The sequence below is a fragment of the Ignatzschineria sp. LJL83 genome, from assembly GCF_054871845.1.
Window position 1 is genome coordinate 1 of sequence record NZ_JBTXLY010000018.1, and the last position, 16,155, is coordinate 16,155.

13 protein-coding genes are annotated in these 16,155 nt (G+C 37.7%); 8 read left to right on the forward strand and 5 right to left on the reverse strand.

Features of this window, described 5'->3' with window-relative positions; all coding sequences use genetic code 11:
* Nucleotides 1-319 precede the first annotated feature (319 nt).
* The 4 genes from ACYSN2_RS10470 to ACYSN2_RS10485 all read left to right on the forward strand — a co-directional run bounded on the left by ACYSN2_RS10470 (nt 320) and on the right by ACYSN2_RS10485 (nt 5,216).
* Nucleotides 320-2,260: a peptidase U32 family protein gene (locus ACYSN2_RS10470; protein WP_461750202.1), complete on the forward strand. Its 1,941-nt coding sequence runs from the start codon at nt 320-322 to the stop codon at nt 2,258-2,260.
* A gap of 116 nt (nt 2,261-2,376) precedes the next feature.
* Complete coding sequence (locus ACYSN2_RS10475) at nt 2,377-3,441, forward strand: DNA cytosine methyltransferase (protein ID WP_461750203.1); 1,065 nt, start codon at nt 2,377-2,379, stop codon at nt 3,439-3,441.
* A 1-nt stretch (nt 3,442) separates the two neighbouring features.
* A complete protein-coding gene (locus tag ACYSN2_RS10480) occupies nt 3,443-4,237 on the forward strand; it encodes an Eco47II family restriction endonuclease (protein WP_461750204.1) in 795 nt (264 codons plus the stop codon).
* A gap of 277 nt (nt 4,238-4,514) precedes the next feature.
* Nucleotides 4,515-5,216 carry a murein L,D-transpeptidase catalytic domain-containing protein gene (locus tag ACYSN2_RS10485; protein ID WP_461750205.1) on the forward strand — a complete coding sequence of 234 codons (702 nt, stop codon included), beginning with the start codon at nt 4,515-4,517 and terminating at the stop codon, nt 5,214-5,216.
* 145 nt (nt 5,217-5,361) lie between these two features.
* Here ACYSN2_RS10485 and ACYSN2_RS10490 read toward each other — a convergent pair whose 3' ends face one another.
* The 3 genes from ACYSN2_RS10490 to ACYSN2_RS10500 all read right to left on the reverse strand — a co-directional run bounded on the left by ACYSN2_RS10490 (nt 5,362) and on the right by ACYSN2_RS10500 (nt 7,251).
* Nucleotides 5,362-5,652, reverse strand: a complete 291-nt coding sequence (locus ACYSN2_RS10490) for an arsenic metallochaperone ArsD family protein (RefSeq protein WP_461750206.1) — start codon at nt 5,650-5,652, stop codon at nt 5,362-5,364.
* A 77-nt stretch (nt 5,653-5,729) separates the two neighbouring features.
* Complete coding sequence (locus tag ACYSN2_RS10495) at nt 5,730-6,887, reverse strand: NnrS family protein (RefSeq protein ID WP_461750207.1); 1,158 nt, start codon at nt 6,885-6,887, stop codon at nt 5,730-5,732.
* Nucleotides 6,877-7,251 carry a hemerythrin domain-containing protein gene (locus tag ACYSN2_RS10500; RefSeq protein WP_461750208.1) on the reverse strand — a complete coding sequence of 125 codons (375 nt, stop codon included), beginning with the start codon at nt 7,249-7,251 and terminating at the stop codon, nt 6,877-6,879. Before ACYSN2_RS10500 ends, ACYSN2_RS10495 begins: the two co-directional genes overlap by 11 nt.
* Nucleotides 7,252-7,741: 490 nt before the next feature.
* On the opposite strand from ACYSN2_RS10500, the gene ACYSN2_RS10505 reads away from it, so the two are divergent.
* Together ACYSN2_RS10505 and ACYSN2_RS10510 are read left to right on the forward strand one after the other, a co-directional pair.
* Nucleotides 7,742-9,988 carry a nitric-oxide reductase large subunit gene (locus ACYSN2_RS10505; RefSeq protein ID WP_461750209.1) on the forward strand — a complete coding sequence of 749 codons (2,247 nt, stop codon included), beginning with the start codon at nt 7,742-7,744 and terminating at the stop codon, nt 9,986-9,988.
* 291 nt (nt 9,989-10,279) lie between these two features.
* Entirely contained in the window at nt 10,280-10,726 is a 447-nt protein-coding gene (locus tag ACYSN2_RS10510) for an RrF2 family transcriptional regulator (protein WP_461750210.1), read from the forward strand.
* 197 nt (nt 10,727-10,923) lie between these two features.
* Here the strand turns inward: ACYSN2_RS10510 and cysG are convergent, their stop codons facing one another.
* Both cysG and ACYSN2_RS10520 read right to left on the reverse strand, forming a co-directional pair.
* Complete coding sequence (gene cysG / locus ACYSN2_RS10515) at nt 10,924-12,303, reverse strand: siroheme synthase CysG (RefSeq protein ID WP_461750211.1); 1,380 nt, start codon at nt 12,301-12,303, stop codon at nt 10,924-10,926.
* Nucleotides 12,304-12,389: 86 nt separating this feature from the next.
* Nucleotides 12,390-14,369 (reverse strand): cytochrome D1 domain-containing protein, encoded by a 1,980-nt coding sequence (locus ACYSN2_RS10520; RefSeq protein ID WP_461750212.1) that lies wholly within the window; start codon nt 14,367-14,369, stop codon nt 12,390-12,392.
* A 229-nt stretch (nt 14,370-14,598) separates the two neighbouring features.
* Between ACYSN2_RS10520 and ACYSN2_RS10525 the strand changes: the two genes are divergently transcribed.
* A complete protein-coding gene (locus ACYSN2_RS10525) occupies nt 14,599-14,940 on the forward strand; it encodes a c-type cytochrome (RefSeq protein ID WP_461750213.1) in 342 nt (113 codons plus the stop codon).
* A gap of 17 nt (nt 14,941-14,957) precedes the next feature.
* Complete coding sequence (locus ACYSN2_RS10530; protein ID WP_461750225.1) at nt 14,958-16,148, forward strand: cytochrome D1 domain-containing protein; 1,191 nt, start codon at nt 14,958-14,960, stop codon at nt 16,146-16,148.
* Nucleotides 16,149-16,155: the final 7 nt, after the last annotated feature.

The window sequence follows — 16,155 nt, forward strand, 5'->3', positions numbered from 1 at the left end:
TTCAAGGGTAAGATGTGAATAATGCGACATAATTCAACTCCGGGAAGGGATGGATAATGGAGCATTGTCACATCTTACTTCCGTTTCAGATAGTTAAAAAGTGTCGCACTTCATACTTGGATCTAAGGATTAAAAACGAAAGAGAAGAATCACGACAGAAAAGAACGATTTCCTTCTCTTTCGTTTTTTTATGTGGAAAAACCTGAAACAAAGCGCGAATGAATGTATTCTATAGAGCAAATTTGCGCGAAGATTCGATCTCTTTGAATCCTTTATTTTGCGTTTCCTATTATCTGTTTTCAGTAGAAGTTATAAATACATGAGCTTGTTATCCCACGAATTAGAATTATTAAGCCCTGCCCGAAATGTTGAGATTGCTCGTGAAGCGATTATTCACGGCGCCGATGCGGTTTATTTAGGCGGACCTGAGTTTGGTGCGCGTCATGCTGCGGAAAATGATGTGGCTTCCATTGCGAAATTAACGGGATTTGCCCATCGTTATAATTCTAAAGTGTTTATCGCACTGAATACGATTTTGCATGATAACGAGTTAGAAGATGCTCGCAAGCTCATTTATGAGTTATATGATGCCGGCGTTGATGCGCTCATTGTGCAGGATATGGGGATTTTAGAGCTCGATATTCCACCGATTGAACTTCATGCTTCTACGCAAACGGATATTCGCACGTTAGATAAAGCGAAATTCATGGCGGATATTGGCTTTTCACAGATCGTTTTAGCACGTGAATTGAGCCTGAAAGATATTCGAGCTATTCATGAAGCGCGCCCCAATACGGCATTAGAATTCTTTGTGCATGGTGCGCTTTGCGTGGCATTCTCTGGGCAATGTTATATTTCTCATGCCGATAATGGTCGATCTGCAAACCGTGGTGATTGCTCACAAGCTTGCCGATTGCCGTACACTTTGAAAGATAATCAAGGTCGCGTCATTGCCTTTGATAAGCATCTTTTATCCATGAAAGATAATAACCAATCTGCCAATATTGATCAGCTCATTGAAGCCGGCGTTCGTTCTTTCAAAATTGAAGGGCGTTATAAAGATATGGCGTATGTGAAAAATATCACGTCCCATTATCGTCAATTGATTGATGCCTATATTGAACGAAACCCTGAATTTACACGACTGTCGCACGGAAAAGTGATGCATCACTTTATCCCAAATCCTGAAAAAACGTTCCATCGTGGAAGTACGGATTATTTTGTGAATGCTCGTAAAACGGATATTGGTGCATTTGATTCTCCGAAGTTTGTCGGATTACCGATTGGCGAATTATTAGATATTAAAAAGAATTTTATCGAAGTGAAAACTACAGAACCGCTCGCAAATGGCGATGGTTTGAACGTGAGAATTAAGCGAGAAGTAGTCGGTTTTGCCGTAAACCGTGCGGATAAAATTGGGGATAATCACTATTTAGTATATCCCAATGAAATGCCGGCAGAGTTCTTCACAGAACGCGCCAATATTCAGAAAAAACATCCGCTCAATCGTAATCACGACCAAGTGTGGAGCCAGTTACTGACGAAAGAATCGGCGGAACGAGTGTTAGAAGTGTCGCTCATGTTTAGTAAAAAATCGGAAGAGAGCTATCTCTTAGAACTCTTCACAAAAGAAGGGCACTATTTCGCAAAAGAACTTGAGGGAAGTTTCGAGCTTGCCAATGATGCCGATAAAGGGTTAGCGAACTTAGAGAAAAACTTAACGAAATTTGGCGGTACAGGATTTGAGCTTACAGATGTTCAGATCAGTTTAGCGGAAATTCCATTTATTCCGGCAAGTGTTGTAAATCAGCTTCGCCGTGATGCGATTGAAGGCTTGGAAACTGCGATTCAAACCAATTACGTGCGTGGCGAACGCCGTGAAAAAGCAGATCCGCCGGCAATTTTCCCATTTGATAAACTCTCATTTTTATCCAATGTCTATAACCAAAAGGCACGTGATTTTTATCATAAACACGGCGTAACCATGATTGAACCGGCATATGAAGCGCACGAAGAGCTCGGTGAAGTGCCGGTTATGATCACAAAACATTGCTTGAGATTCTCTTATAATCTCTGCCCAAAACAGACTATCGGCGTTACCGGCGTTCAAGGACAAGTGAAACCAACAGACTTAACCTTGAGCCATCAAGGTGAAGAATATACGCTGAAATTCAACTGCCGACCTTGCGAAATGCACGTCATGGGTAAAATCAAACCGCATGTTTTAAAGCAACCGCAGTTAGGGTCTGAGTTGAAATAAAATAAATAGTTATGTTTTTTTCATCTCAAAAAAACATAACATGAGGATGTTATACTAGCTTGTCCTGAGAGAGGGATTAATAGTATCAATTGTAAGACGTGGGGCAGAAATTAATTATGAATGAATTATCTCAAATATCTTTAGAATTGAGTGAACCTGTACCATATGGAATAGAAAAACCTACAGTGATAGAGCTATTCGCAGGAGCTGGTGGATTAGCTTTAGGCTTAGAAAAAGCAGGTTTTACGTCATTAGGACTAGTAGAGTTTGATAAAAGTGCATGTGAGACCTTAAAGCTAAATAGACCTAATTGGAATGTGATTCATGATGATATTGCCAATATTTCGGAGCTGGACTTAGAAAAATATTTTAATATCAAAAAAGGAAAATTAGATTTATTATCGGGAGGAGCGCCTTGTCAGGCTTTTTCCTACGCGGGTAAAAGGCTTGGCTTAGAAGATACGAGAGGAACACTTTTTTATCATTACGCATTGTTTCTTGAAAAATTACAACCTAAGGTTTTTCTATTCGAAAATGTTCGAGGGCTAGTAAACCATGATGGTGGAAGAACATATGATGTCATGAAAAATATTTTTCATAATGCCGGCTATACAATAAAAGAACAGGTGCTTAATGCTTGGAATTATGGCGTGCCTCAGAAAAGAGAAAGATTAATAGTTTTAGGAATTAGAAATGACTTGGTGGGATCTATCGAAGTTCATTATCCGAAACCTCAAGATTATAAACCTGTATTAAGAGATATCCTATTAGATGTTCCTGTCAGTGAAGGTTCGCAGTATTCCAAAGATAAACAAGCTATTTTTTCCTTAGTGCCTCAAGGTGGATATTGGAGGGATATTCCTGAAGATATTGCAAAAGAGTATATGAAAAGCTGTTGGTATATGGGTGGTGGGAGGACGGGGATTCTTAGAAGAATGAGTTTTGATGAGCCTTCATTAACCGTTTTGACTTCTCCTTCACAAAAGCAAACGGAAAGATGTCATCCCCTTGAAAATAGACCTTTTACAGTTCGAGAGAATGCAAGATGTCAAACATTCCCCGATAATTGGGAGTTTTCAGGGAGCGTTAGCCAACAATACAAACAGATTGGAAATGCCGTTCCTGTAAATTTAGCATTTGAAATTGGTTTAGAAATAATTCAAGGACTCAAAGGAAAATAATATGTGGAATATTGGATTTATTACAGAAGAAGATCTGACAAAGCATGTTGAAGAAACGATTCGTAAGTATGGAGATAAGTTATCTGTTTTTGATGTTAAGAAATTTAATTCTAATTTGATTGATCCGATAAAACTGATTTTTGATAAAACAGTCTATAATTTTTCTTGGGAAGAAATTATTAAGAATGAAATTTTTCGGCAACGAGATAAGTCTAATAATAATGATATAGGTTATTTCCACCAAAACTTTTTTTCATATATTAAAAACTGTGAAGTGCCCGAGCAAGGCTGGGATGTTATCTTTAAGCCTGTTGGGGGGATAGAACTTTCTAACGGGGATACAGTAAAGACTGTTTATGTTGAGTTAAAAAATAAACACAATACTATGAATTCTGCATCTGCTGGAAAGACCTATATCAAGATGCAACATCAACTTTTAAATGATGATGACTGTGCTTGTTTTTTAGTGGAAGCGATTGCTAAAAGATCTCAAGATATCACATGGGAAACAACCGTTGATAAAAAGCTTGTTAGCCATAAGAGAATCCGTCGAGTTAGTTTGGATCGGTTTTATGAGTTAGTTACGGGTGATCCAGATGCTTTTTATAAAGTTTGTATGGTATTGCCTCGAATTATTGAGAAAGTAGTACAGAATTCTAGTGAGATAAAGACTCCTAAAGATTTAGTTTGTGATGAATTGAAAGAAGAAGCAAAGGCTAGGGGGATATCTTTTGAAATGGCTGTTTATTTATTAGGGTTTGGTAGTTATTTAGGTTTTTCGAAAGAAGAAAAGTAAATTCCTTAGTCGTTATATTTATTAAGTTATCACTAACCTCTAAATTTCTTGAGTTATTCAAAGTCTGCACCAGATCTAAAAGGTGCCAGTTTATTGTCAGCATCTGAAAAGAAATCCTTAAAATTTATGATTGTTTTTCTATTGTAGAAAACTAATATTGAAAAAGTCGATTATTACTTTAGAGAAGACTCTTAAGTTAATGTTATGATTTAGGTTTTTTATAAGGTAGTCAGAAAACAGTGTTGATTTTCATTCATGAACTCAAGGGATATTAAGCGTGAAACGATTGATAAAGCGGTTGTTGTTAGGATTATTCATATTATTGCTACTTGCCGGCATTGTTGGTGGAATCTACTTTAAAGATCGGCTTTGGCTCTTGATGAAGTATTTTGAGCGTGGGAAAGATTCTCCTATTGAATTAGCGATTGAGAAAGATCCTGAATTTACACCGGTTAATTTGGAATTAAGAGCCGGAGAAGCTTATGAATATGCGAAGGATAATGGGTTTGATTTAGAACATGCGGTGTTGATTGATTTTGGTCGGCATTCGGGGAAGAATCGTTTCTTTGTGTGGAATTTTAAAGAAAACCGAGTAGAGATTGAAAGCCTTGTAGCGCACGGTTACGGCAATACGGGTTATGAAAGTACGAATCAAGAGATTGTCTTTAGTAATGTTCCCAATAGTTATACTTCATCCCTTGGAAAGTATCATTTAGGGGCGCGTTCTTGGAGCCAATGGGGCATTAATATTCATTATAAAATGCATGGTTTAGAAGCGACGAATGATAAAGCGTATGAGCGTTATGTAGTGCTTCATTCTTTTAAACGTATTCCAGATTCAGAAATTTATCCGGCATATTTGCCGATGGGATTCAGTCAAGGTTGTCCTGTCATTGATGATGATACGATGAGAGAAGTCGATGCACTTTTACAAACGAAAGAGAAACCGGTATTAATGTGGATCTATTATCTCGAATAGGATTCTAATGTATAGAGATAGAAATATAGAGATCGAAAAGTGGGTTTCATTTTGTATCTACGCAGTATGAAAAAAGGATGTTCCTGATATGGGATCATCCTTTTTTATTGCATGGATAGTTTAATTATTTTATTAGTATGAGTTCTTAACCGCCACAACAACCACAGCAGGGAGCGGATTCCTCTTCAGCGGTAATTTCTAGCCAATTCTTCATCTGCTCAAGCGTGGGATAGCAACCTGCTAAGACAATATCTCCATTGAGGAATACAACAGGTAGAGGTTCTATCGTTTGTATTAAGTCGGTATTTTTAAGCTCTTCTTGGGGGAGACGGTTTACTTTACCTCCTTGTTCCTGAATCCAGGTAATCGCGGTTTCAAAGTCGCCGTTATCAGATAATATTGGGTTATTTGCTTCAATAATATCGAGTTTTTTCATAATTTAGGAGCTCCTATATTTTGCTTGATGTTGTTTGGATATTGTTTAAAAAATCATCGGTAATGAATTATTGGTAATTATTTACTTGGAGTTAATAAGATGGGCAGGTAGCGATAGAGATAGATGATAAATGCAAGGCTAAAGAGAATTGCGCTGGAGATTAAAAGGTATAAATTATTATCGATAAAGGTTGCCGGGATTCGAATAAGGACACTTGCTAATAAACTAAAGAATGCGAACTTCATTCCTTTGGGTAATACCATCCGTCTTCCGGTATGTCCTAGTGCCGTTCTTGCCATCATTCCTAATGTGATTAATCCGATGCCACCGATGGCAATAAGATGTGTGGAGAGAGATAAGTAGCGAAGATTAATACTATAAGCATAGCCTAATACGGCAATCCCAATGGTTGTGAAGAAAAATCCGGCATGTAAGCTCCAAAGTAAAGGCTCTTTGAGAATGCGAGGATTCCACCATCGATAGAGCTGATAACCATTAGCGAGCATTACAGCAATTCCTACAATAAGAACGAGGATTTTAGGAACAGGAAGTAACATGAGAATAATCATGATGACCGGCAGTAAAAATGCAAGTAATGTTAAAGGCTTTGAAAATTGATTGGGCTTCTGAAGGGTAATACTTGTGAAAAATGGAATGACTCGACTGCCGATTAATCCGATAAAAGCTGAAGCGCCTAACAATCCCAATTGCATCATGGTTAAGAGCGACACAGGAATGGTACCGATCATGGCAAGGCAAAAGAGGATATTAATGGCGCCAAAGAGAAGTAGAACAAAGGGTACTAGAATGTTGGGATAATTTTTACTCTTTAAGAGAGCAATCGTAATAAAGAGTGCTGTAAAAGCATAAAAGAGTGTATCAAATAGTGTTGAGAGATAGATGGAACTCTTGAAAGGTACGTAGATAAAGACCCGAGCAAGAAGCCAAAACATAAATAGGAGTAATAACCGATAATTATTTACCGGCGGAGTATTTGTCCAATTACTCACGGCTGTTAATAAAAACCCTACAATAATGGCGCCGGTAAATCCCCAAATCATTTCATGACCATGCCAAAAAAAGCTAGGATAATTAGGGTTTCCCTGAAAGCCTAATGGATACCAAAGCAGAATAATGAAAGCGACATAGAGGGATGCTGTGGCATAAAAGGGTCTAAAACCATAGGAGAATATCGTTTGAAATAGATTGTTTTTGAGTGTTGTCTTATTCATCATTATCATTCCTCCAATATTGCTGTATTGCCGGGAATAATTCTCGCTCTTCAAAACGGGAATGATCGACTAACAGCTGTCCAAATATTTTCGCATCATGAAGATGTAAATGATCTTGTAGTAGTAGAGATCGTAATGCCTGATGATCACTTATGAAGCGATCTTGAAGTGATGGATTGGGAAGTGCATCAATAATGTTTAATAGATCTTTCTCTTCCTCATTAAAGTGCTCCAGTAACATCGTTTTTAGCGCTTGAATTTGCGTATTGCATTCATCAATATCCTTACTATTACGCAGGAATAGGCCTAATTTTAATGCGCTATGATGTTCTCTTGAAAATTCTATGAGCCTAGGATCTCGTTTCATATATTCTCACCATATTTTTCTTTAGAAATGCTATCAGGAATCTTAAGTTTATATAAAGATGAATATATTATGAATGTTAATATTAGGCAATTATTTTATAGGGTTACTGACAATTTATGTAACCAAGATCATATAATTAGCACTTAATTTAAAATTAGAAAAAATAGAAAGTAGCAGGCAAGTTAACGCTTTTATTTTCTAAATCTAGAGGCAGGAGGGAGCTTTATTGGAATTCATTAAAAATCCTCTTATAGCTGATAAAGACTATGTTCTGTACGTATTTTTTTATGGGAAATATTTTTTAAGTCAGAAACCATAATGATGAGTGAATGGGTATTAAAGGAGATTAAAAAAGTATTTTTTTAATAGTTTTTTGCTCTATTTCTAATAAATCACACTGTAAATAGTATTTACTTTCAATCTATTTTGCATTAGCCTCCAAATAGATTCATTTTATATTCATCTTTATAAAATTGAGAAGGTAAGGCTTATGAAAAGTACAAAAAAACTATGGTTTGTGCTGTTACTAACATTTGTAGCATCATTTTCCGTATTAATTTGGTCTGGTAAGGAAATTTATCAAGAAGCTCCTCCGATTCCAGAAAAAATTGCAACAACGTCCGGAAAAATTATTTATGGCTCTGGTGTCGTCATGGATGGTCAGCAGGCGTGGTTCTCTGCCGGTGGACAGCAACTAGGATCCGTCTGGGGGCATGGTGCATACGTTGCACCAGACTGGTCTGCAGATTGGCTACATAGAGAAATTTTAGAGCTGAGAGATATCTTAGCTAAGAAAAAATATGGTCGTTTATTTGCAGATCTTCCAGTAGAAGAGCAAGCTTCTATTAGTGCACTGGTAAAGCAAGAAATGCGGACAAATACATATGATGAAGCAACTCAAACAATCACTATTTCAGAAGAAAGAGCTGAAGCTGTAAGAATTGTAGCAGATCATTATATTCAGTTATTTGGCGATAATGAGGAATATCGACATTTGCGTGAGCAATATGCCATGAAAGAGGATACGTTGCCTTCACTGGAGTTTCGTCAGCAGTTAAGTGCCTTTTTCTTCTGGAGCTCATGGGCAGCCGCGACAGAAAGACCGAATGAAGATATTACCTATACGAATAACTGGCCACATGAACCCTTAATAGATAATACACCGTCAGCGAGTTTAGGTATTTGGTCTATTGCGAGTGTGATTTTATTAATTGCCGGCATTGCGTTCTTATCTTGGTATCACTTTAAAGAGGAAGAAGATGAAGCTGCTGTAGTTCCTGAGAAAGATCCGTTATTTTCTTTCAAAAACACTCCCTCAATGAAGGCGGTTATTAAGTATTTTTATGTGGTCATCGCTCTATTTTTAGTACAAGTAATACTAGGTTCTATCACTGCGCACTATGCGGTTGAAGGGCAACATTTCTTTGGCATAGAGTTAGCAAAGTACCTACCTTATAGCGTTGTAAGAAGTTGGCATACACAATTATCGGTGCTTTGGATTGCAACCGCATGGTTAGCTACAGGATTGTATATTGCGCCATTAATTTCGAATTATGAGCCGAAATTCCAACGATTTGGGGTTAACTTCCTTTTCTTTGCACTTCTATTTTTAGTAGTAGGATCTTTAGGTTTTGGTTGGCTTGGAACGATGCAACATTTAAACCCTGAAATGAACTTCTGGATTGGATCACAAGGTCTTGAATTCACGAATATGGGGCGAATGTGGCAATATCTTCTATTTATCGGACTCTTATTATGGTTAGTGTTATTAGGAAGATCATTATGGCCAGTTTTAAAAACACCTTCTAAAAGTCGTGGCATTATTGGATTGCTCTTTTTATCGGCAGTCTGTATTGGTCTTTTCTATATTACTTCCTTAATTTGGGGTTCAAGAACACATTACGCAATTATTGAATACTGGCGTTGGTGGTTAGTGCATCTTTGGGTAGAAGGTTTCTTTGAAGTATTCGCAACAGTTGTGATTGCACTGATCATGAGCCGTTTAGGATTGATTCGTACAAGTTCGGCTTATAAAGCATCTTTATTTGCAACCATTATCTTCTTATTCGGTGGAATTATAGGGACGTTACATCATCTCTATTTCACAGGAGCGCCCACTTCTATTATCGCTTGGGGAGCAACATTCTCGGCATTAGAAGTAGTACCATTAGCACTCATTGGAATTGAAGCTTTACAGAGTTATCGTTTATTAAAACATGCTGAATGGATGAAGAAGTATCATTGGGTCATTATGTTCTTTGTGGCAGTGGCATTTTGGAACTTAGTAGGTGCAGGGTTACTAGGCTTTGCGATTAATCCACCACTCGCTCTCTATTATGTACAGGGGTTAAATTTAACTGCCGCTCACGCACATGCTGCGCTCTTTGGTGTGTATGGAATGCTCGGTATTGGTTTAATGCTCTTCTGTTTAAGAGGGCTTTTCAAAGAAAACTACTGGAACGATACGATGTTGAAATATACATTCTGGTCACTCAATATCGGCTTAGCAATGATGGTGTTTATTACACTCGTGCCAATGGGTATTTATCAGACTTGGGAGAGCATTACTAAAGGCTTATGGTATGCAAGATCAGCAGATGTGATTCGCTCGGACTTTGCAGAAACCTTAGTTTGGCTTCGAGTGCCGGGAGATGTGGTATTTGCATTTGGTTGTCTATTCCTAGCATTCTTTGCTTATCAGCTACTCTTTAAAAAATCTCCTCAAAAAATCAATTAATCGTTACTCGAAACAACATTAATTGTTAATTAATCTCCACTAAGATGTCATATTTTAGTGGGGATTCTTTTACGTTTAGAGAATAGTTAGTTAGTTCCCTAAAAAATTTGAACCTGTATTATAGTTCTTACGTCTATATGTTATTAATAATGACTTAATATGGGGATCTATACATTTATGAGGAAAGATATGTTACTGTGCGGTAGCAAATTCTATCTACGAGTATAAAAATAGAGGCTTTCTTGAATGGTCTTCGATAAAATGTTTTACTAAATTTCATAAAGGAATGTAATGCAGATAACACAGCAAACAGATTATGCCCTTCGGGTTTTAATTTATATAAAGATTAATTCAGATCGCTTAGTGAATATTTCAGAGATTGCAGAAAAATATAATATATCGAGAAGCCATTTGACCAAAGTTGTCGCAAACCTTACTAAACACGGTTATCTCATCGGTGTCAGAGGTAAAAATGGAGGCTTGAAGTTAGGAAAGCCTTCTGAAGAAATCGTGCTTGGAGAACTTTTTCGGGTATTTGAGCCCTTAGCTTTAATAGAATGTCATACCAGTAATAATAACTGTATTATCAGCCCCAATTGCCGATTAAACTCTATCTTTGGGAAAGCTTTAACGGCATTTGTTTCAGTGCTTGATCAGTATGTATTGGAAGATATCGTTAACAATGAGAATCTCCAAAAACAGCTTGGCGTAGATGTTGTGGTAAAAGAGTTGAAATAAATAAGAGATGTTTTTCGTTTAAAATAGAACATTGATTCTTTTTTAAGAGCCTTCAGCCTCTTAAAAAAATAAAATCATAAAATAGTGTTTATAGGAGATATTCGGCATTGCACCAATATCTATAAAGGCAGACTATTTTATGATCTTAATATATTGAGCTTGTGATAAAAGTTATCAGGAATATTTTACTGGGAATATTATTCAGTTTTAAACCATTGGCATTGTTCTCTAAGAGAGACAACTTCGCCAATAATAATTAAGCTAGGACTTTTAACTTTTTCTGTCGTAGCCTTATCGATAATATTATGTAATTCCCCTATGACTACTCTTTGTTCTGGCATGGTACCGTTCTCAATAATAGCAATGGGTGTATTGTTAGGCTTACCATGAGCCATAAGATTTTTCGTGATGATGGGTAGGGTATGTAATCCCATATAAAATACGAGCGTTTCGGCAGAAGATACATATTCAGACCACGGTAGGGTAAGCTCACCTTGCTTAAGATGACCTGTAATAAAGCGTACAGATTGAGAATGATCCCTATGGGTTAAAGGTATTCCAGCATAAGAAGCGCAACCGGAAGCTGCTGTAATACCAGGGACAACTTGAAAAGAGATTTGGTGTTGAGTTAAAGCTTCAATTTCTTCTCCTCCTCTACCAAATATAAAGGGATCCCCTCCTTTTAACCTAGCAACTCTTTTTCCTTGTTTTGCTAAATCAATCAGCATTTGATTAATGGTATCTTGTGGTACTAAATGATGGGTGTTTTCCTTTCCAACATAGATTTTATCGGCATCTTTACGGCATAACTCCATAATTTGGGGCGATACAAGGCGATCATATAAAATGATATCTGCTTGCTGCATTAAGCGTAACGCTCGAAAGGTAAGAAGATCAGGATCTCCTGGTCCTGCGCCAATAAGATAGATTTCTCCTTGAGATGAGAGAGGTTGTTGTAGTTTATTTTGGAGCAGTTTTTCAGCTTTTTCAGGATTGTTTAGAAATACTTGTTCAGCAATTTCCCCCTCGAATACTTCTTCCCAAAAAATACGGCGTTCAGTTAATGTATGAAATGCTTTTTTGACCTTCTCTCGATAAATACTAGCAATATGAGCCAGTTTTCCGTAGCTATTTGGAATAATAGTTTCTATTTTTGCTCGAATTAAGCGCGCTAATACGGGAGCACGACCTCCACTTGAAATGGCAATCATTAAAGGAGATCTATCGACAATAGCAGGGAAAATGACATTGCATAGATCAGGCATATCAACAACATTTATTAATGCCGATGATTCGTTTGCATCGTGGGCAATGATTTTGTTAAGCGCTCTATCTGCAGTTGCTGCAATCACTAAGGCATGGTTTCTAATATCGCCTGTTTGATAAGCTCTTAACTGATAGGAACCTTGTTGTTGATTGAGTAATTGTAAGAGGTTAGGAATAATTTGAGGTGCAATTACTTGTATACGGGCGCCGGCTTTGCAGAGAATGTCCGCTTTTCTGAGTGCAATATTCCCGCCTCCGATGATGAGGACAGGGCGATCTTTTAAACAATGAAATAACGGTAAATAATCCATATATGAATCCTGTTAATTATCACTATATAAGGGATAAAAGGCTCCAGTGCCAATAGAGCCTTTTAAGCTAAAGATTCTTTAAATAATTAGTAAATATCATGAGTCGTGTTATATACGTTGAATTTTCCAGTTGGAGTAATTAAACGGGAATCTTTAATGACATGCTTAAGCGTTCTAGTTGCATCATCAACTATTACAATGGCGCTTTCTTGATCCATTCCATTCCAAACAGAGAACCAAACTTCATCGCCTTTTTTGTTGTATTCAGGTTGAAGAACGCGTTTAGCGCCTTCCCCTAAATCAGCCCATTCAGCAATAGGTAGTACCTCATAGCCTTTATCGAGATTGTTAATATCAAATACGGCAATAGATTGAGATTCAGCTCCTGGGTTTAGCGTTGTATCTACCCAAAGATTGGTTGAAGTAGGATGTGTTTTGACAAATAAAGAACCTCCACCTTGACCTTTTAGGACCTCAACTGCTTGCCAAGCATAATCAGGGTGGTTCTCAGGATCGGTTGCAATGAGTGTAATATTCTCGTTGCCGAGAGCCGATGTTGCCCAAACTGGCCCATAAGTAGGATGATTAAAGTTTGCTCCTCGTCCTGGATGGGGGATTTTTTCAGTATCAATCAGCTTAACCATCTCTCGATTCTTAGAATCTATCACAGCAATTTTGTCAGATTCATTTGCTGCTGTCAGGAAGTATCGATTTGTAGAATCCCAACCACCATCATGTAAGAATCTAGCCGCATCCAGTGTCGTAATCGTCAGAGCATCAAGATCACTGTAATCTACTAATAATACTCTTCCTGTTTCTTTAACATTCACAATGAAATCAGGATGCTCTTTACTAGAAACAATTGCCGCAACCCGTGGCTCAGGATGATATTCTTGTGTATCTACAGTAGGGCCACGAGTATCAACAATTTTGATGGGTTCTAATGTAGGTCCATCCATAATCACAAATTGTGGTGGCCAGTAGTTACCGGCAATTGCATACTGATCTTCATATCCTTCAAATTTAGAAGTTTCAATAGAACGAGCTTCGATTCCTACTTTAATCTCTGCAACACGATCTGGGACTTTCATCCATAAGTCTACTAAATCTATTTTTGCATCACGACCAATGACATAAATATAGCGACCAGATTCTGAAATACGAGAGATATGAACAGCATAGCCAGTTTTAATGACATTAATAATCTCTTTAGTATCTCCATCAATGAGCGCAATTTCGCCAGAATCTCGTAAGGTTACGGAGAAGATATTCTCGATATCATAATCATTTTCTTTCACAGTGGGTCTTTCATCAACAGGAATAATGACATTCCATGAATCGAGCATATCTGGCATGCCCCACTCAGGTGGATTCGTCGGTTCTTCTTGCAGATATCGGGCCATGAGAGAAATGTCTTCTTCTGATAAAACATTAGAAGTCCCCCAGTTTGGCATGCCGGCAGGAGAGCCATACGTAATTAAAGAGGTAAGATAATCCGTGCCTTTTTCAAGCGTAATATCCGTCGTTAAAGGTAATCCTGTTGCACCTTTACGAAGCACTCCATGACAACCTGCACAACGTTCAAAATATATATCAGAAGCTTTCGCATATTCTTCAACGGTTAAAGGTAAAACTTCTGTTTTTTTGATGGGAGCTGAATTATCTCGTAATGGCGCCATATCTTGCTTGGTAAGATTTGCTTCGGCGCCAACCCAGCGAGAAAAGACATAATTGACAATTTTTGCAGCGCTTTCATCTGAAACATGTGGCATTGGCGGCATAATATTATTATATACAACGCCATTTACCGTAATTTCACCACTTAATCCATGAAATATTTGTGCGGCTATTTCGAGAGGTTTTTTACTTTTTAAGTAATCTGAATCGGCCAAAGGCGGAAATGCCCCAGCTAATCCCTGACCTTCTACTTGGTGGCAAGCTGCGCAGTAGGTTTCATAGGCTTGTTGACCTTCCTCATGTTGTTGCAAAGATTGGGCGACTGAAACCCCGATAGTTGATAGTCCTACAAACGATAGGACAAAACCCATTTTTAAATATCGTTTCATCTATATTTCCTTTCTAAAAAAGTGACTACTCGGCATGAAAATGAAAGATAGGTATTTCTAAAACAGTCTTCTGAAAACTTATCATTCATTTATAAATCATGTTATAAGCAACAGAAACTATCACATTGATTTGAATCATTTAAAGATGAATATAAAATGAATTAATAAGGAATCATGTTATAAAAATAGTGATGGAGAACGCATTAGTCATTCGAATAAAAGGCATTTTATGAAGAATATTAAGCATCAAAAAAAGTTGATAGCAATCATGTTTTTTTTATTTTTGAATCTTTCTTGTTTTGGATTTTCAGAGATTATTCCTATTGAAAGACAACAAGAATTGCAACACCTGCTTACGCAAGATTGCGGATCTTGTCATGGTTTAAAGATGAAAGGAGGATTAGGGCCTGCTCTAACCTTTGAACGTTTGAAAGAAAAACCAAAAGAAGGATTAGAAGCGACCATTTTTTATGGAAGACCAGGAACGCCTATGCCAGCTTGGAATGCATTTATCAGCAGAGATGAAGCCGCTTGGCTTGTTCAGCAACTATTAGAGGAAATGCCATTATGAGAAAAAAATTATATATGATGATAGTGTTCTATGTCATAACGGCAGTTTGTGGCTTTGCTGAATCGCTGCGTGGTACCGGCGATTTAGGAGTCATAATTGAAAGAGCTGATGGCAGTGTTTTAATTGTCGAACATACTGATCATCAACCCTTATCTCGAATTGAAGGCTTAGGGGATTTATCACATGCTTCCGTTGTTTTCTCTAGAGATGCAAGATATGCCTATGTGTTTGGACGAGATGGCGGATTAACAAAGATAGATCTACTTAAGCAACAGATAGATCAGCGGATTATTCAAGGGGGGAATAGTATTGGCGGAGCAATTAGTCAAGATGGACGATTAATTGCAGTAGGAAACTATGAGCCGGGTGGCGTAAAAATATTTGATGCGAAAACATTGGACGAAATCATCAGTATTCCAGCAACGCCGATTATGAGTGATGGGGAAGACAAGTATTCCCGAGTGGTCGGTATGGTCGATGCTCCCGATAATAAATTTATTGTGACATTGTTTGACACAGGGGAAATATGGGTTTTAGATTTTAGTGAGGGTGATTACGGACAGTTACAGACTTTGCAAAATCCTCAAATTACTCGCTATGAAAATATTGGTAAACAACCCTATGATGCGATGATTACGTCTGATGGACGATATTATATTGCCGGGTTATTTGGGGAAGATGGATTAGCACTTTTAGATTTATGGCAGCCAGAACAAGGGGTTTCTCGTATTTTAAATGATTATGGCAGAGGAGGAAATCCGCTTCCCGTATATAAAATGCCCCATTTAGAAGGTTGGACAGTAGCGAACGACTCAGCATTTTTCCCCGCTGTTGGATATCATCAAACATTGATTGTAAATAGCCAAACTTGGGAAAAACAAGGAGCGATCGATATGATCGGTCAACCTGTTTTTGTGATGGCAAGACCAGATGCACGGCAAGTATGGGTCAATTTTGCCTTTCCAGATAATCAATATATTCAAGTGATTGATACGCTTAGTCAAAAAATCATTAAAACGCTTGAGCCAGGCCCCGGCATTTTGCATATGGAATTTACTCCAAGGGGAGAGCATATTTGGATCTCAGTTCGGGATAAGGATGAAGTACAAATTTGGGATACCCGCACTTTAAAGCAGATTGATACAGTGTCGGCAAAGAGCCCAAGTGGCATATTTTTTACAAATAGAGCACATCAAATTGGGCTATAGGAGAAAA